The sequence below is a fragment of the Alkalicoccobacillus porphyridii genome, assembly GCF_007293315.1.
Taxonomy (GTDB): domain Bacteria; phylum Bacillota; class Bacilli; order Bacillales; family Bacillaceae_D; genus Alkalicoccobacillus; species Alkalicoccobacillus porphyridii.
In genome coordinates, this window is the sequence record NZ_VLXZ01000001.1 from 1 (window position 1) to 14,760 (window position 14,760).

The 14,760-nt window shown below is 40.9% G+C and carries 14 protein-coding genes and 1 tRNA gene; 1 reads left to right on the forward strand and 14 read right to left on the reverse strand.

The features are described 5' to 3' along the window. Nucleotides 1-1,102: 1,102 nt before the first annotated feature. The 12 genes from FN960_RS00005 to FN960_RS00060 form a co-directional block, all read right to left on the reverse strand. Nucleotides 1,103-1,173 (reverse strand) — tRNA-Gly (locus FN960_RS00005). Between the two features lie 167 nt (nt 1,174-1,340). Next, nucleotides 1,341-1,853 carry a metallophosphoesterase family protein gene (locus FN960_RS00010; RefSeq protein WP_143846325.1) on the reverse strand — a complete coding sequence of 171 codons (513 nt, stop codon included), beginning with the start codon at nt 1,851-1,853 and terminating at the stop codon, nt 1,341-1,343. A gap of 10 nt (nt 1,854-1,863) precedes the next feature. Further along, the gene (locus tag FN960_RS00015) at nt 1,864-2,463 is read right to left on the reverse strand and encodes an XTP/dITP diphosphatase (protein WP_143846326.1); all 600 of its coding nucleotides are present in this window, start codon (nt 2,461-2,463) and stop codon (nt 1,864-1,866) included. Further along, complete coding sequence (gene rph / locus FN960_RS00020) at nt 2,453-3,220, reverse strand: ribonuclease PH (RefSeq protein WP_143846327.1); 768 nt, start codon at nt 3,218-3,220, stop codon at nt 2,453-2,455. The genes FN960_RS00015 and rph overlap by 11 nt, the downstream gene beginning before the upstream one ends. 120 nt (nt 3,221-3,340) lie before the next feature. Then, nucleotides 3,341-4,423, reverse strand: coding sequence for a GerMN domain-containing protein (locus FN960_RS00025; protein WP_143846328.1), 1,083 nt, complete (start codon nt 4,421-4,423; stop codon nt 3,341-3,343). 234 nt (nt 4,424-4,657) lie between these two features. Then, a complete protein-coding gene (racE, locus tag FN960_RS00030) occupies nt 4,658-5,458 on the reverse strand; it encodes a glutamate racemase (RefSeq protein WP_143846943.1) in 801 nt (266 codons plus the stop codon). Nucleotides 5,459-5,504: 46 nt separating this feature from the next. Continuing rightward, entirely contained in the window at nt 5,505-5,954 is a 450-nt protein-coding gene (locus FN960_RS00035; RefSeq protein WP_143846329.1) for a MarR family winged helix-turn-helix transcriptional regulator, read from the reverse strand. Nucleotides 5,955-6,118: 164 nt separating this feature from the next. After that, nucleotides 6,119-7,834, reverse strand: coding sequence for a phosphoenolpyruvate--protein phosphotransferase (gene ptsP / locus FN960_RS00040; protein ID WP_143846330.1), 1,716 nt, complete (start codon nt 7,832-7,834; stop codon nt 6,119-6,121). Between the two features lie 3 nt (nt 7,835-7,837). Then, complete coding sequence (locus FN960_RS00045) at nt 7,838-8,101, reverse strand: phosphocarrier protein HPr (RefSeq protein ID WP_143846331.1); 264 nt, start codon at nt 8,099-8,101, stop codon at nt 7,838-7,840. Nucleotides 8,102-8,543: 442 nt separating this feature from the next. Further along, nucleotides 8,544-9,773 (reverse strand): ABC transporter permease, encoded by a 1,230-nt coding sequence (locus tag FN960_RS00050; protein ID WP_143846332.1) that lies wholly within the window; start codon nt 9,771-9,773, stop codon nt 8,544-8,546. Beyond that, entirely contained in the window at nt 9,766-10,455 is a 690-nt protein-coding gene (locus FN960_RS00055) for an ABC transporter ATP-binding protein (protein WP_143846333.1), read from the reverse strand. Before FN960_RS00055 ends, FN960_RS00050 begins: the two co-directional genes overlap by 8 nt. Then, entirely contained in the window at nt 10,448-11,662 is a 1,215-nt protein-coding gene (locus tag FN960_RS00060; RefSeq protein ID WP_143846334.1) for an efflux RND transporter periplasmic adaptor subunit, read from the reverse strand. The genes FN960_RS00055 and FN960_RS00060 overlap by 8 nt, the downstream gene beginning before the upstream one ends. 263 nt (nt 11,663-11,925) lie before the next feature. Here FN960_RS00060 and FN960_RS00065 point away from each other — a divergent pair, with 263 nt between their 5' ends. Continuing rightward, complete coding sequence (locus tag FN960_RS00065; protein ID WP_143846335.1) at nt 11,926-12,150, forward strand: helix-turn-helix domain-containing protein; 225 nt, start codon at nt 11,926-11,928, stop codon at nt 12,148-12,150. A gap of 62 nt (nt 12,151-12,212) precedes the next feature. Here FN960_RS00065 and sdhB read toward each other — a convergent pair whose 3' ends face one another. After that, complete coding sequence (gene sdhB / locus FN960_RS00070; RefSeq protein ID WP_143846336.1) at nt 12,213-12,962, reverse strand: succinate dehydrogenase iron-sulfur subunit; 750 nt, start codon at nt 12,960-12,962, stop codon at nt 12,213-12,215. Then, nucleotides 12,959-14,728, reverse strand: a complete 1,770-nt coding sequence (gene sdhA, locus FN960_RS00075; RefSeq protein WP_143846337.1) for a succinate dehydrogenase flavoprotein subunit — start codon at nt 14,726-14,728, stop codon at nt 12,959-12,961. The genes sdhB and sdhA overlap by 4 nt, the downstream gene beginning before the upstream one ends. Nucleotides 14,729-14,760 lie beyond the last annotated feature (32 nt).

A 14,760-nucleotide genomic window follows, 5' to 3' on the forward strand; every position in this document is an offset into this window, starting at 1 on the left:
CTCCTTGGTGTGCGGGGGTTCTTTCTGGGTATTGTGCCATGGCTCTTGGTAAGTCGCTCGTTCTCCTTGGTATGCGGCGCTTCTTTCTTGGTATCCTGCTCTGGGCTTGGTTAAGTGCTCGTTCTTCTTGGTATGAGACTTTTCTTTTTGGCATCTGCTCCAGCTCTTGGTAAGTCGCTCGTTCTTCTTGGTGGGCGGGACTCCTTTCTTGGTATCAGGCTCTGGCTCTTGGTAAGTCACTCGTTCTCCTTGGTGTGCGGGGGTTCTTTCTGGGTATTGTGCCATGGCTCTTGGTAAGTCGCTCGTTCTCCTTGGTATGCGGTGCTTCTTTCTTGGTATCCTGCTCCAGCTCTTGGTAAGTCGCTCGTTCTAATTGGTATGCGGTGCTTCTTTCTTGGTATCCTGCTCCAGCTCTTGGTAAGTCACTCGTTCTTCTTGGTATGCAGCGCTTCTTTCTTGCTATTGCCCTCCGGCTCTTGGTATGTCCCTCTTTCTTCTTGATACAAGAAGCTTCTTTCTTGCTATTGCCCTCCGGCTCTTGGTATGTCGCTCTTTCTTCTTGATATACGAAGCTTATTTCTTGGTAACGGTTCAGGGCCTTGATTACACAATCATTCCACTTGATTTGTAGCACTTATTTTTTGCTATCACACTTATAAACAAAAAATGCCCTAAACCCTTTAATTAAAATGGTTTAAGACATTCTTTGCTGTTTCTAAAACTATGTAATTCTGCTCGGTTACGTCCCAGGAGAGATTCGAACTCCCGACCGACGGCTTAGCTTACCACTATGACTTTCGCCACCAGCAATCTGTTTGTGGTCTGGACTATATCTTCACCATTTCAGGTGCGACACGTATAGTCTCTACGGATCCTCATTGCGCATGTGCACACTGCTCATCATACCTCTCAAAGCTGAGACCTTCTGATTCGCATAATCAATATTGATTACAAGTTTCCTCGGTATTACCAACAGCCGAGGCTGGTCAGGCTTCACCGATACAGTGTCGTCCACTTTACAGGTTCTTGTTTCCCTGTAAAGGCTCCTATTTTCTTGAAGGCCGTTGCTCTATCCAGCTGAGCTACTGGGACAAAATCAAAAAGCGGGTGATGAGAATCGAACTCACATCATCAGCTTGGAAGGCTGAGGTTTTACCACTAAACTACACCCGCACATAAAAATGAAATATCGGCGACGAAAATAAATATACCGTATTTAATAAGAAATGTCAACTCTCATTTTTAAACGTTCCTTTTTAAGCAATATTTTTTTCGATCTTATCAAGCATGCTACTGCCATCAAGTGGAGGAAGAGGCTTTCTCCTCCACTTACCTGCTTCCTACTCGCGGTTAAATGTTCCGCCTAATTCTGGCATTTCTTGACCGTCATAAGTGTAATACGTGACGGTAATTAGATCCTTTTTGAGTTCACATATGCAGTACGTTTGGTCTCTTCTACCTGATGGGAGACGGATGCTGCCTGGGTTAATAAATACAATGCCCTTCTCCTGAAAGCAGACGGCGACATGGGTATGTCCAAAACAAGCGATATCTGCTTTCACTTCCTCTGCTCGGAGAACAAGCGAGTTCAGTTGACTTTTCACTTGATACAGGTGTCCATGAGTGAAGTACATTTTCCCGTGATCTGTTTCTTCAATCCACTCTTCTGGAAAGTCCTGACCAATGTCACAATTACCTTGTACTGAAATGACATCTTTAAGTGGGCTTTGCGTGGGTGAAAGCTCTGAATCACCACAATGAAAAATTTGATCCACGTCGTTCCGTTTTTCATCAAGCAATTGTTCTAATTTGTCGGTCCATCCGTGACTATCACTAATTATAAGAGCTTTCATAGGTTCCTCCTTATAAATTAAATAGGTTTTTATATTTTAACAGCTCTTGTATTGCTTTTCCTCGATGACTGCGAGCATTTTTTTCGTTTGAGGAGATTTCAGCTGCTGTTTGTCCTAGCTCTGGAATATAAAAAATGGGATCATAGCCAAAGCCTTTTTCACCTTGGGGTTGACTGGTGATTATGCCATCAAACTGCCCTTTAAAGTAAATGGTTTCTTCTCCAGGTTGAGCAACAGCTATGACGCATACAAATCTAGCTGTACGCTTTTCTTCAGGCGTTCCTTCAAGCTCTTTAAGAAGTTTCTCTATATTTGCTGCATCATTTTTTTGTTCACCTGCATATCTAGCGGAGTAAATGCCTGGAGCCCCGTTCAAGGCATCAACTTCAAGCCCGGAATCGTCAGCAATGACGGTGCAATTTAAAATGCCTGCTAGCGTTTCTGCTTTGATGGCTGCATTTTCATGAAAGGTATGACCGTCCTCTGGTATATCCATTATGTGCGGGTAATCAAGCAGGGACTTTATGACCCTTTCATTCCCTTCAAAGAGTTGCTTAAACTCCTTTATCTTACCTTTGTTTGTCGTAGCAATAATAATATCAGTCGCCATGTTGTTGATCTCCTTTTGTATCCTGGATACGGACGCCTGTTGCTCCAAGCTTTTGTTGTTGCAAGGTGACAAGCTCTTTAATTCCTATTTCAGCCATATCCAGCATCTTAGATAGTTCAGCTCGAGTAAAAACAGCCTCTTCCCCTGTTCCTTGCACTTCAACGAGTGCTCCCCGACCTGTCATCACTACATTCATATCTACATCTGCGCTTGCATCCTCTTCATAGCAAAGGTCTAACAGCACTTGCTTTGAACTATCCATCCCAACAGAAATAGCAGCTAGATAATCAAAGACCGGCCATTCGACCATCTGCTCTTTTTGCATGGCTTTCTCAAACGCAAGACACATGGCTATAAAGGCGCCAGTAATGGCCGCTGTTCTCGTCCCACCATCTGCTTGAATTACATCGCAGTCAACCCAAACCGTTCTCTCTCCTAGCTTAGGCAGATCTACAACCGTTCGTAATGCGCGGCCAATTAGGCGTTGAATTTCCATTGTGCGACCTGTTACTTTTCCTTTTGATGATTCACGAATATTCCTTTGTTCTGTTGCTCTTGGGAGCATCGCGTATTCTGCTGTAATCCATCCCTTGCCCTTGCCTCTCATAAAAGGCGGGACCCGATCTTCAATCGTCGCAGTGCAGATTACTTTTGTATCGCCAACTGAAATGAGTACAGATCCTTCTGCATGCTTTGTGAAATGCAGATCCAGCTCAACCGTTCGTTGCTCGTTAGCGAGGCGTCCATCTTTTCTCATACGTATATTCCAACTCTCTTTTACTCACAAAATGAAAAGAGAAGGACCATTAGTTCCTTCTCAGACTATATCTATTATAAAGTCTCCCCTATAAAAGGCAAAGTAAATGCGGAAACATTTTTATAATGAATGATCATTTACCTGTTTTGGTCTAGATACAGGCTCAGCGGGTTCTCCATCTTGATTCAGAATAGAAGCCTCCCCGTTTACTTCCACCACAATTTCTTCTACACCTTCCTGTTCCGTCAAGGTCAGTGCAAGCATATTTAAGACATCTTCCGAGACCGACATGCTCTCTAAGCTGGTTAAAATTTCATCATCAAAATTAAGTGTTAATGTGCCGTCTGATACAGTTGGTTCTTCTAACAGATTCACATTTGTTTGGATCTCAGATAATAAGGCGGTTCCATATGCCGGACCATCAATCAGACCTTGGACTGCCGCGGCTAGTGTGTTCTCACTCGTGTCAACTCTTCGTGTCACTGGAACATAGTATGTTGACTCTCCCTGATGTCCTAGAAAATATAAAACCACTTCTTCACTATTTACAAGGTCAACGACTTGACTTGACTCCAAATTGATTCCGTCTGAACGACTTACACCATCCCCGATTGGCGTTTTATTTAGAGGCATGACATCTTGATCATATCCATTTATACGAATTTGCACCTTATCAACCGAGTCAAACTGGGTGAGGGTCCACGTAATCGCTTGGAGAATTTGTTGTTCTTGATTTGGATCGTACTTTTCAAAATCCTTTGAAAAATCTGCTACAGCAATCTTTTCTTCTTCCTTCACATTCACATCAACAGTTGTTCCTGCCGGTAGAACGGCTTGAAATCCATTAGGTAAAAGCTCTGAAACAGGTCCATCTGCTACTAAATATTCAAGGGATTGCTTGAGCACCCCTTCCTTTTTCGGTAAGGTGAGTGTTTGTGGAACGACCATACCATTTGCATCAATTAAGTATAGTTCTCGCTGTACGGTCTCAGCTTGTTCGGTGACATCTTCTTCCTCTTCACCTTCCTGCTCACCATCCTCTGAATCCACCTCATCCAAATCAATGTCCTCTCCATCCTCCACATAGTTAATTGGAGGTGTATCCAAATTCGTCGCCGCGTTCTCTGAATTAAACGAGCAACCGGTGACGACAAGAGTTGCTGCCATTAATAATGGGCATCCTACCTTCAAGTACTTCCGCATTCTTTTCCCTCCCCTTGTAGTTTGTACTTTCATGTATACGAGCTATTTATTGATTTAGACCTGAATTTTTAGACAAACTATCAGGAGGGCAGAGAAAATTTAGTAACGAGCCAATTTGCTGAGTCCAAACCTATTACCTCAAGCAAAAGTAAATACTATACACTTAAAGCCCTCGTATTAGATACGAGGGCTCTACTCTTATTAAGCTCTTTAAATAGAATCTTAGTTTAACATCTATTTATCTATAAAAATGGTTTGAACCTGTCCTACATCGATCTCAAGCCATTGATCTGCCAATCGTTTAAATAATTCTTCCTCACCCGTTGTGTAGAAGCGATGAAGGGGCGTGCGTTCACCTGTATAGGCTGAACCCGCGTGGAAAAGCAGGCCACTCACCTCTCTAGCCGTTTCTTCGCCGGATGAAATTAAGGTAATTTGATTTCCTGCCCATTGTTTTATGACTGTAGTTAATAATGGATAATGTGTGCATCCTAAGATAAGTGTATCAAATTGCTTATCTGCTAATGGTTTAAGAGTTTGATTGACTACATGCTCTGCCTCTTCCCCATCAAAAATCCCTTGCTCAACTAATGGAACAAATGGAGGACAAGCCAAGCTTTCGACATGAACTTCACTGTTAATATTTTTTAATGTGGTTGTATATGCGCCACTAGCAATAGTACCTGTGGTTCCAATCACAGCAATATGTTCTTTTTTTGTTGATTTAATTGCGCTAGAGGCCCCAGGGTAGATAACTCCAACCACAGGGATATCCAGTTTCTTCTTTACCTCTTCGAGTACCACAGCGGCTGCTGTATTACAGGCGATAACTAGCATCTTAATATTTTTTGTCTGTAAAAAATTGATCATTTGCCACGTATACGTTCGCACCTCTGCTTTAGGGCGTGGTCCATACGGGCACCTTTTTGAATCACCTACGTATACAATCTCTTCCTTAGGCAATTGTCTTAATAATTCTTTTGCTACGGTTAATCCACCAAGTCCTGAATCAATTACTCCTATCGGTCTGTCCAACATAATTACCTCAACTTCTTTTCTTTATATAAAAACTTATATCTCACTATGTAGCTTTCGTTGTTTTTGCTACTTTCATTTTATCACGTAGCAACGTGAGACTCTGCTCCAATACATCCACCTGCTCCGGGGAAAAATCCACTAATATATCCTCTAAGTAATCCTGTCTTTTTAGAATCACTTCTTCAATAATTGTTTTTCCTTTTTTTAACAGGTGAATACGTACCACTCTACGATCATTCGCATCCTTGACACGGGCAACAAGCTCACTTTTTTCCATACGATCAATTAAGTCCGTTGTAGTGCTAAAAGCCAGATACATGTTTGTAGAGAGTTCCCCAATCGTCATATCTCCTTTTTCATTTAGCCATTGCAGAGCGACAAATTGGGGTGGTGTGATCGGAAACTGAGAAAGAATCACACGTCCTTTTTGTTTGACCATATCAGATACTCTTCGTAACGATCGTTCGATTTCTTCTATTTGCTCATGGTTCAATTACGACACCTCCTATTCATGATCCGGCTGTCCACCAGTCTTTATCTCATGCTATTGTCTCTTTTTTCTAGTAGGAATTCAAGTTATTCCGTTCTAGACAAAGCCTTACCTGTCATATGCACAAAAAAGCGGACAACCCAACTGGCTGTCCGCTATTCATCACCCTACAAATACTCTGTTCGAATCAGCTGTTCTACCTCATCAGCCGTATCCAATTGAAGCGCATTTTGTGCAACGCTAGCCAGCTCCTCTTTTGAGAGCTTAAGTAACTGACTTCTTGCAGGAAGAATAGATGTTGCGCTCATACTAAATTCATCTAAACCAAGACCAAGTAGCAACGGAATAGCGACTTCATCACCGGCCATTTCTCCGCACATACCGACCCATTTTCCTTCTTTATGAGCTGCTTTAATAACCATATCCACTAAACGCAGGATGGCAGGATGGTAAGGTTGATACAAATAAGACACCTGCTCATTCATACGATCTGCTGCAAATGTATATTGTATTAAATCATTGGTTCCAATGCTAAAGAAATCAACTTCTTTGGCAAATTGAGGAGAGGCTACTGCAGTTGAAGGAATCTCTACCATAATGCCAACCTCAATTGAATCGGACACACTGATGCCTTCTGCAATAAGCTTGTCCTTTTCTTCATTAAGCAAAGCTTTTGCCTGACGAAGCTCTTCAAGAACAGCAATCATTGGGAACATAATTTTTAGGTTTCCAAATGCACTTGCACGAAGCAGAGCACGAAGCTGCACGCGGAACAAGTCTTGTTGCTCTAAGCAAAGTCTAATTGCGCGGAAGCCTAAGAAAGGGTTCATTTCCTTTGGTAAGTCAAGATAAGGAAGTTCCTTATCGCCACCAATATCAAGAGTACGGATAACAACTGGTTTGCCTTCCATACGCTCAATTACTTCTTTATAAGCTTCATACTGCTCTTCTTCAGATGGTAGATTATCTCTACCCATGTAAAGAAACTCAGTGCGGTATAACCCTATACCTTCAGCTCCATTAGAAATAACACCATCTAAGTCCTTTGGTGTACCAATATTAGCAGCAAGCTCAACATGCGCTCCATCGGATGTGATTGTTTGATCATTCACAAGCTTAGCCCATTCGTCTTTCTGTTCTTGGAAATCAGCTTGTTTTTTTCTATACGCCGCCAACATTTCTTCAGACGGATTAATCACTACATGACCATCAATCCCATCAACAATGACTAGGTCACCGTTTTTAATGGAATTCGTTGCCTCTTTTGTTCCAACAACGGCTGGAATTTCTAGAGAACGAGACATAATCGCAGAATGCGAAGTTCTACCACCGATATTTGTAGCAAACCCTTTAATAAATGCTGGATTTAATTGGGCTGTATCAGATGGAGTTAGATCCTCAGCAATCACAATTGTTTCTTCGCTGATCGTAGCTAAAGAACCAGTCTCAATGCCTAAAAGATGTCCCAGTACTCGATGCGATACATCACGAATATCTGCAGCGCGCTCTTTCATATATTCATTATCCATATTTTCAAAAATGGTAATGAATTGGCTTGTTACTTCATTTAATGCATATTCAGCATTATTATTCTCGTTATTAATTTTCCCTTTAACGGCGTCCAACAATTCTGGATCACTTAATACAAGTAAATGGGCAGCAAAAATTTCAGCCTTATCTGCCCCCAGATTTTGTTCGGTTTTGTCTTTAATAGCGGCAAGTTCTTCCCGGGAAGAGCTGAGAGCGCCTTCAAGCCTCTCAATCTCTGCCGCGGGATCAGTTGCTTCAGAGGAGGAAATTGTGAAATCAGGCTCCTCATGCACATAGGCTTTTGCAATCGCAATCCCATGGGAAGCAGCTATGCCAGAAATCTCTTGTGGCATGTATTATTCCCCTAACTCGTTCTTAATGATTTCTTCAATAGCAGACAATGCATCTGTTTCATCTGAACCTTCTGCTTTAATTGTTACTTCTGCGCCTTGACCTACACCAAGAGACATTACTCCCATAATGGATTTAAGGTTTACAGACTTACCTTTATACTCAAGTGTAATATCTGAAGAGAACTGTCCAGCTTTGTTTACTAGTTGTGTTGCTGGACGTGCGTGAATTCCTGTTTCTGCTGTAATTTTGAACGTTTTTTCTGCCATAATGAATCAGCCTCTTTTCTTCTTATATTATTAAAAATTCGGGGTCATGCAAATGCTTCTTTCATAGTATGCAGAACGACATTACTTTCACCCATTTTTGTTCAAAAAAAGAATAGCATATTCTGCAATAAAAAAATAGACACATTAGGTAAAGAGCATATCATACCAAAACGTGCACGAATAGTACGGTACTCATATACACCGCTTAACCTACCTGATCACAAAAATTGTATACTTCTTTTAAAACCATCGGCACATGCTCTCATTTTCATTAGTAATGAATGTAAGAAGACCACACATACCAGTAGATCAACAACAGTATATCATATACAAAAAATATTTATCAATCTTTACATCCGATGTAAAGGTTTTTTTAACGGCTTATTCAAAAAAAAGACACCTTCAGCCCATTTTATTGCCACTGAAGACGTCTTTTATAAATTTATTCGTATCTAAGGGCTTCTACTGGTTGAAGCTTCGATGCCTTTATTGATGGTAACAGGCCGAAGATGATTCCAACCATCATTGAAAATAATAAAGCTCCTACAACTGCTGATATTGATATAAAAAACGGCATACTCATAAATGTTGAAATAATCTTAGCTGCTCCAATACCTACTAACACACCTAAAGCTCCACCAAAACTTGTTAGTACCACAGCTTCGGTTAAAAACTGTAGTAAAATCATGTGGCGCTTTGCTCCAAGTGCTTTTTTTATGCCAATTTCACGAGTTCTCTCAGTAACAGAAACAAGCATAATATTCATGACTCCAATTCCCCCAACTAACAGAGAGATACTAGCAATTCCACCTAGTAAAAGAGCAAAGGTACGGTTCATAGCCTCTAAATCTTCTGCGATCGATTGTAGATCAGGGATACGGTACGAGGCCGTTTCATAAGTGGGAAGATCACTATTTAACATGGCAGCTGTAAACTCGCCTGCCTCTTGTATGCTATCTGATGCTGTGGCTCTAACCAAAATTTGAGTAGGGGCATCATAACCTTCTACAATTGGCCAAGCACCTTTTGAAAAATAAACAATGGATGGCGTCCAATCATCATAAAAAAAAGGGTCTTCTACGTTCGACTTTTCAGCAAACACACCTACTACTCTGAATGGCACACCTTTCATATCAATGATCTGACCAATCGCTTCTTCTCCCATAAATAATTCATCTCTGGTAGCTTCATTAATCATCACAAGCTGGGATTTACCATCGAGCTCTTCGTCTGTCAGCATTCTACCTTCAAGAATGTCGATGGGAAACAGTTCAAAGTAAGTTGAATCAACTGCATATGTTTCTGGCCACGACATATTCATCTCATGATAAGCTTCGCTCCATGACTTATGAAAAAGCGACACTGTATCAATAAGTGGATCTTCAGTGATCATATCTAAAGTCTCTTGTTGAATAGGCGGAGCAGATAAATATGAGTCTCCACCCCAAAATTCCTCTCCCTCTCCGTACATCGTCATATCTTCATAGGTGACTTGAATCGTATTGTTTCCCATTCCGATAATATTGCTTTTTAACGCTTCACTTTGCCCTTGAATCATGGAGACGATCGCAATAATCGCTGCAATCCCAATGATCACTCCGAGCATGGTTAAGGTTGAACGCATCTTATGTGCGAAGATGGATTGAAAGGATAGCTTAATATTCTCAAGCATGGACAAGCTCTCCTTTCTCTTCTCTGAATAATTCACCATCGCGAATAAAAATGATGCGGTCAGCCTTTTCCGCTACTTCTCTATCATGAGTAATCATCACGATGGTAATTCCTTCTCTATTAAGCTCTGTAAAAAGAGCAAGAACCTGCTCGCTCGTTTTGGTATCCAATGCGCCTGTCGGTTCATCGGCTAAGATAAAAGCAGGCTCATTCACTAGTGCCCTTGCAATGGCTACACGTTGCTTTTGACCACCTGAAAGACTTGAAGGTTTAAATTTCAATCGCTCTTCAAGTCCAACTTTCTCAAGAACTTCTTTAGCCTTTTCACGTCGGACTTTTTTCTTCACTCCACTATAAATTAGTGGCATTTCAACATTCTGCTGAGCAGTTAATCTTGGCATTAAGTGAAAGGTCTGAAACACAAAACCTATAGAACGATTTCTTATGTCTGCTAAAAAGCTTTCTTTACTAGAAAGCATATTCTGTTGATCTAATGTATACTCACCGGATGAAGGCTTATCCAAGCAGCCAAGAATATTCATTAACGTAGATTTGCCTGAGCCAGAAGGACCCATAATGGCAACAAATTCACCCTTCTCTATAGTTAAGTCTATATCTTTCAGTATTGGTACATCCTCTTTACCAACACGGTACGATTTGCAAATAGAGGAAAGCTTAATCATAGAACATGTCCTCTAGGTACTCGACCTCGTCCCCTTCATTTGGAGCAGGATCAGGCCAAGCAACAAAGTCTTCGTTTGTTAATCCACTAAGAATCTCCACATTAAAATCATCTACATATTCCCCTATTTCAACCTCTTGTTTCATCCACGTTTGCTCTTCACTTACCTTCCAAACAAACATGCTTCCATCCTCTTCAAAAAGAATGTCGCTCATAAGTAAGACTTGATCAGAAGCAGTCTCTTCACCTGACATGAACGGTTCCAAATTGACATGATATCCAATTTCTAACCCCTCGTGTTCGGTCAATACAACAGTAAATGGATATTTAGACGTTTGAGGATTAGATTCCTCATAATAATAATCGCTACTTTCATCAGATACAGGAAGCTTACCAATTTCCGTTACAGTTCCAACCCATTCGCCTTCTTGGCCATTTTTTGCTGTAACTCGTAATTCCATTCCTTCTTCTACACTTCCTAAAAGGAGCTCATTAATTTGACTTTTAATTAAAAAATCACCATTAGATATAATTTGTATATAAGGTTCATTCGCTGCTTCGTTTTGTGCACCATCAGCAATATCCATGTTAATGGATTGAACAACACCAGCGGTTTTACTAACTACAACATTTGAATTGGTTTCACCGGATTTCTTTAAGGCTTCTAACCTTTTTTGAGCTTGTCCAGTTTCTAAGTTGGTTACCTTTAAATCATAATTAAATTGATCTAATTCTTCCTGAAGCAGTTCTTTCTCTTCTTTTTCTGCATCCTTCATTTGTTTCGTTAACTTATCAATTTGTTTTTGTGTCTGATTAATCTGTAAATAGTACATATCTAAATCCAGCTGTGCTTGTTCAATATCTAGGCTTAGATCTTCGACTTCTTCAGACTCATATTCAAAAAGAGCTGTTCCCTCTTCTATCTCGTCACCTTCTTGCACAAAGGTCTCTTTAATCTTTCCAATCGCTGGATCAGTAAAAACCTTCTCTTGTCTTTCAGCTTCCACCTTACCAGTAAAGGCCTGCAGAGCATAATCATCCATTCCCATCGAAAAATCAGCAACTTGCATTGGATAAATATCACCTTCATTAAAACCAGCAGAAGCCATTCTATCACTTGTAAAGTGATAAATGCCGTAGCCCCCTCCTCCAACTACTAACAAACTTGCCAGTACAATACCAGAAATAACTAATGCTCGTTTACCCAAATCTTTCGCCCCTTAAATTTCTTAATTATAGAATCAATTAATTATCTGGCAAACTGTAAAATTTATCAATATATAAATTATGATTAAATTCTAATATTTTTATAAACTTTTAAGTTATTCAACATTTTCCCACATTTATTTTTGGTGTGACTTTGCTTTTGAAGTATCACCTTTCCTTTTGGCCTTTCATATACTGTCATGACTTAACCCTTACCGGTAATACCCGCCGGCAGCTCTAGCCCGAGCAAGAAGGAGTGAACTCATTGAAAGGAGCAGAATTCGGACCTAAACCTTTACTTACAAAAAGGGAACGCGAAGTATTCGAGCTACTCGTTCAGGATAAAACCACCAAAGATATCGCTCAAGACCTGTTTATCAGTGAAAAAACCGTAAGAAATCACATTTCTAATACCATGCAAAAGCTTGGAGTTAAGGGGCGCTCTCAAGCAGTCATTGAGTTAATTAGATTAGGTGAATTAACAATATAATGTCTTTTAGACACAAAAAAAGACTGAAGCCAACTTGGCATCAGTCTCTTTTTGTCTATCGATCAACCACCAAAAAAGTTCTTAAATGATTGAAGTGCAGTCGAACGATTTAATGCTGCAATCGATGTTGTAAGTGGAATTCCTTTTGGACAAGATTGAACACAGTTCTGTGAGTTACCACAGTTCATCAATCCACCTTCATCCATTAATGCATTTAAGCGTTCTGCTTTATTCATTTCACCTGTTGGGTGAGCATTAAATAGACGTACCTGTGATAAAGCAGCTGGTCCGATGAACTCTGATTTACTGTTAACATTTGGACAAGCTTCTAAACAAACACCACAGGTCATACATTTGGAAAGCTCATAGGCCCATTGGCGTTTAGATTCAGCCATTCTTGGTCCTGGTCCAAGGTCATAGGTACCATCAATCGGAATCCATGCTTTAACCTTTTTCAATGAATCAAACATTCTGCTACGATCCACAACTAGATCGCGTACTACAGGGAATGTTTTCATTGGTGCAAGGTGAATTGGTTGCTCAAGCTGATCTATCAGAGCCGTACATGATTGTCTCGGCTTTCCATTAATAATCATTGAGCAAGCTCCACACACTTCTTCTAGACAATTCATATCCCATGCGATAGGAGTTGTTTTCTCACCAGCCGCATTGACAGGATTACGTCTGAATTCCATTAGTGCTGAAATTACATTCATATTTGCTCGATAAGGAACATGAAATTCCTCAACGTAGGACTCTCCGCTTGGCTCATCCTGACGAGTTACTTTAAAATGAATTAACTTTTCACTCATGATTTAGCCACTCCTTGTTTCTTTTGTGAATAGTCACGTTTACGAGGTTTAATGAGAGATGTGTCAACATCTTCGTACGTAAAGTCAGGACCATTTGTCTCTGCATTATAGCTCGCTCTAGTTGTTTTTAAGAAGTCTTCATCGTTACGTTCCGGGAACTCAGGTTTATAATGGGCACCGCGACTTTCATTACGATTATATGCTCCCAAAGTAATAACTCTCGCTAAGTCAAGCATTGATCCAAGCTGCCTTGTAAAGGCTGCCCCTTGGTTGCTCCATTTTGCCGTGTCATTAATGTTAATATGTTTGAACCTCTCCATAAGCTCTTGGATTTTCTCGTCTGTTTTCAGCAATCCTTCGTTGGTACGAACCACTGTCACATTATCTGTCATCCATTCGCCCAGCTCTTTATGGAGCACATAAGCATTCTCATTTCCGTCTAAGCTAAGAATCTCATCATAGGCCGCCTGCTCCTTACGAACCTCTTCACTAAAGAGTGATTCTGGCATCGCATCAGCTGACTTTTCCAAACCATTAATGTACTCAACTGCCTTAGGCCCAGCAACAATACCTCCGTAAATAGCCGATAGGAGAGAGTTAGCACCAAGTCGATTAGCCCCATGCTGAGAATAATCACATTCACCAGCTGCAAACAGGCCTGGAATGTTTGTCATCTGATCATAATCAATCCACATACCACCCATTGAGTAATGAACAGCAGGGAAGATTTTCATTGGTACTTTCCTTGGATCATCGCCCATGAATTTCTCATAGATCTCCATGATTCCACCTAGCTTAATATCTAAATCTCTAGGATCTTTATGAGAAAGGTCTAGGTACACCATGTTTTCTCCGTTAATTCCAAGCTTGTCATCAACACAAACGGAGAAGATCTCACGGGTAGCGATATCACGCGGTACAAGGTTTCCATAAGCCGGATATTTCTCTTCTAAGAAATACCATGGCTTGCCATCCTTATACGTCCAGACACGTCCACCTTCTCCACGCGCTGATTCACTCATCAGACGAAGCTTATCATCCCCCGGAATAGCTGTTGGATGAATCTGAATGAACTCACCATTTGCATAATCAACGCCTTGTTTATAAAGCTTCGCAGCTGCGAAACCAGTGTTAATAACTGAGTTCGTTGATTTACCAAATATAATTCCAGGCCCACCAGTAGCGATAATAACAGCATCTGCAGGAAAGCTTTGAATTTCTGAGGAGCTTAACTCTTGTGCAGTAATGCCTCGGCAGGTTCCTTCATCATCTACAACTGCAGATAAGAATTCCCAACCTTCATATTTCGTTACTAGACCACTTGTTTCATGACGACGAACCTGCTCGTCCAATGCGTATAAAAGCTGCTGACCAGTCGTAGCACCTGCGAAAGCCGTTCTGTGATGCTGCGTTCCTCCAAAACGTCGGAAATCAAGAAGACCCTCGGGCGTTCTATTAAACATAACTCCCATACGATCGAGTAGATGAATGATTCCTGGTGCAGCTTCTGTCATTGCTTTAACGGGCGGCTGGTTCGCTAAGAAATCCCCACCATAAATAGAGTCATCAAAGTGCTCCCAAGGAGAATCCCCTTCACCCTTTGTATTTACTGCTCCATTTATACCGCCCTGCGCACAGACAGAGTGAGAACGTTTAACTGGTACGATAGAAAATAAATCTACAGGTACCCCTTTTTCTGCTGCTTTGATTGTGGCCATTAGCCCCGCGAGGCCGCCGCCAACTACAACAATTTTACCTTTGCTCATTCTCTATTCACTCCTTTTTATACGATGTATCT

What these genes read in the sequence shown, in the direction of transcription:
- sdhA (WP_143846337.1), bottom strand. Translation starts at nt 14,728, where the DNA reads ATGAGCAAAGGTAAAATTGTTGTAGTTGGCGGCGGCCTCGCGGGGCTA.
- sdhB (WP_143846336.1), bottom strand. Translation starts at nt 12,962, where the DNA reads ATGAGTGAAAAGTTAATTCATTTTAAAGTAACTCGTCAGGATGAGCCA.
- FN960_RS00050 (WP_143846332.1), bottom strand. Translation starts at nt 9,773, where the DNA reads ATGCTTGAGAATATTAAGCTATCCTTTCAATCCATCTTCGCACATAAG.
- FN960_RS00025 (WP_143846328.1), bottom strand. Translation starts at nt 4,423, where the DNA reads ATGCGGAAGTACTTGAAGGTAGGATGCCCATTATTAATGGCAGCAACT.
- FN960_RS00055 (WP_143846333.1), bottom strand. Translation starts at nt 10,455, where the DNA reads ATGATTAAGCTTTCCTCTATTTGCAAATCGTACCGTGTTGGTAAAGAG.
- FN960_RS00045 (WP_143846331.1), bottom strand. Translation starts at nt 8,101, where the DNA reads ATGGCAGAAAAAACGTTCAAAATTACAGCAGAAACAGGAATTCACGCA.
- ptsP (WP_143846330.1), bottom strand. Translation starts at nt 7,834, where the DNA reads ATGCCACAAGAGATTTCTGGCATAGCTGCTTCCCATGGGATTGCGATT.
- FN960_RS00015 (WP_143846326.1), bottom strand. Translation starts at nt 2,463, where the DNA reads ATGGCGACTGATATTATTATTGCTACGACAAACAAAGGTAAGATAAAG.
- rph (WP_143846327.1), bottom strand. Translation starts at nt 3,220, where the DNA reads ATGAGAAAAGATGGACGCCTCGCTAACGAGCAACGAACGGTTGAGCTG.
- FN960_RS00010 (WP_143846325.1), bottom strand. Translation starts at nt 1,853, where the DNA reads ATGAAAGCTCTTATAATTAGTGATAGTCACGGATGGACCGACAAATTA.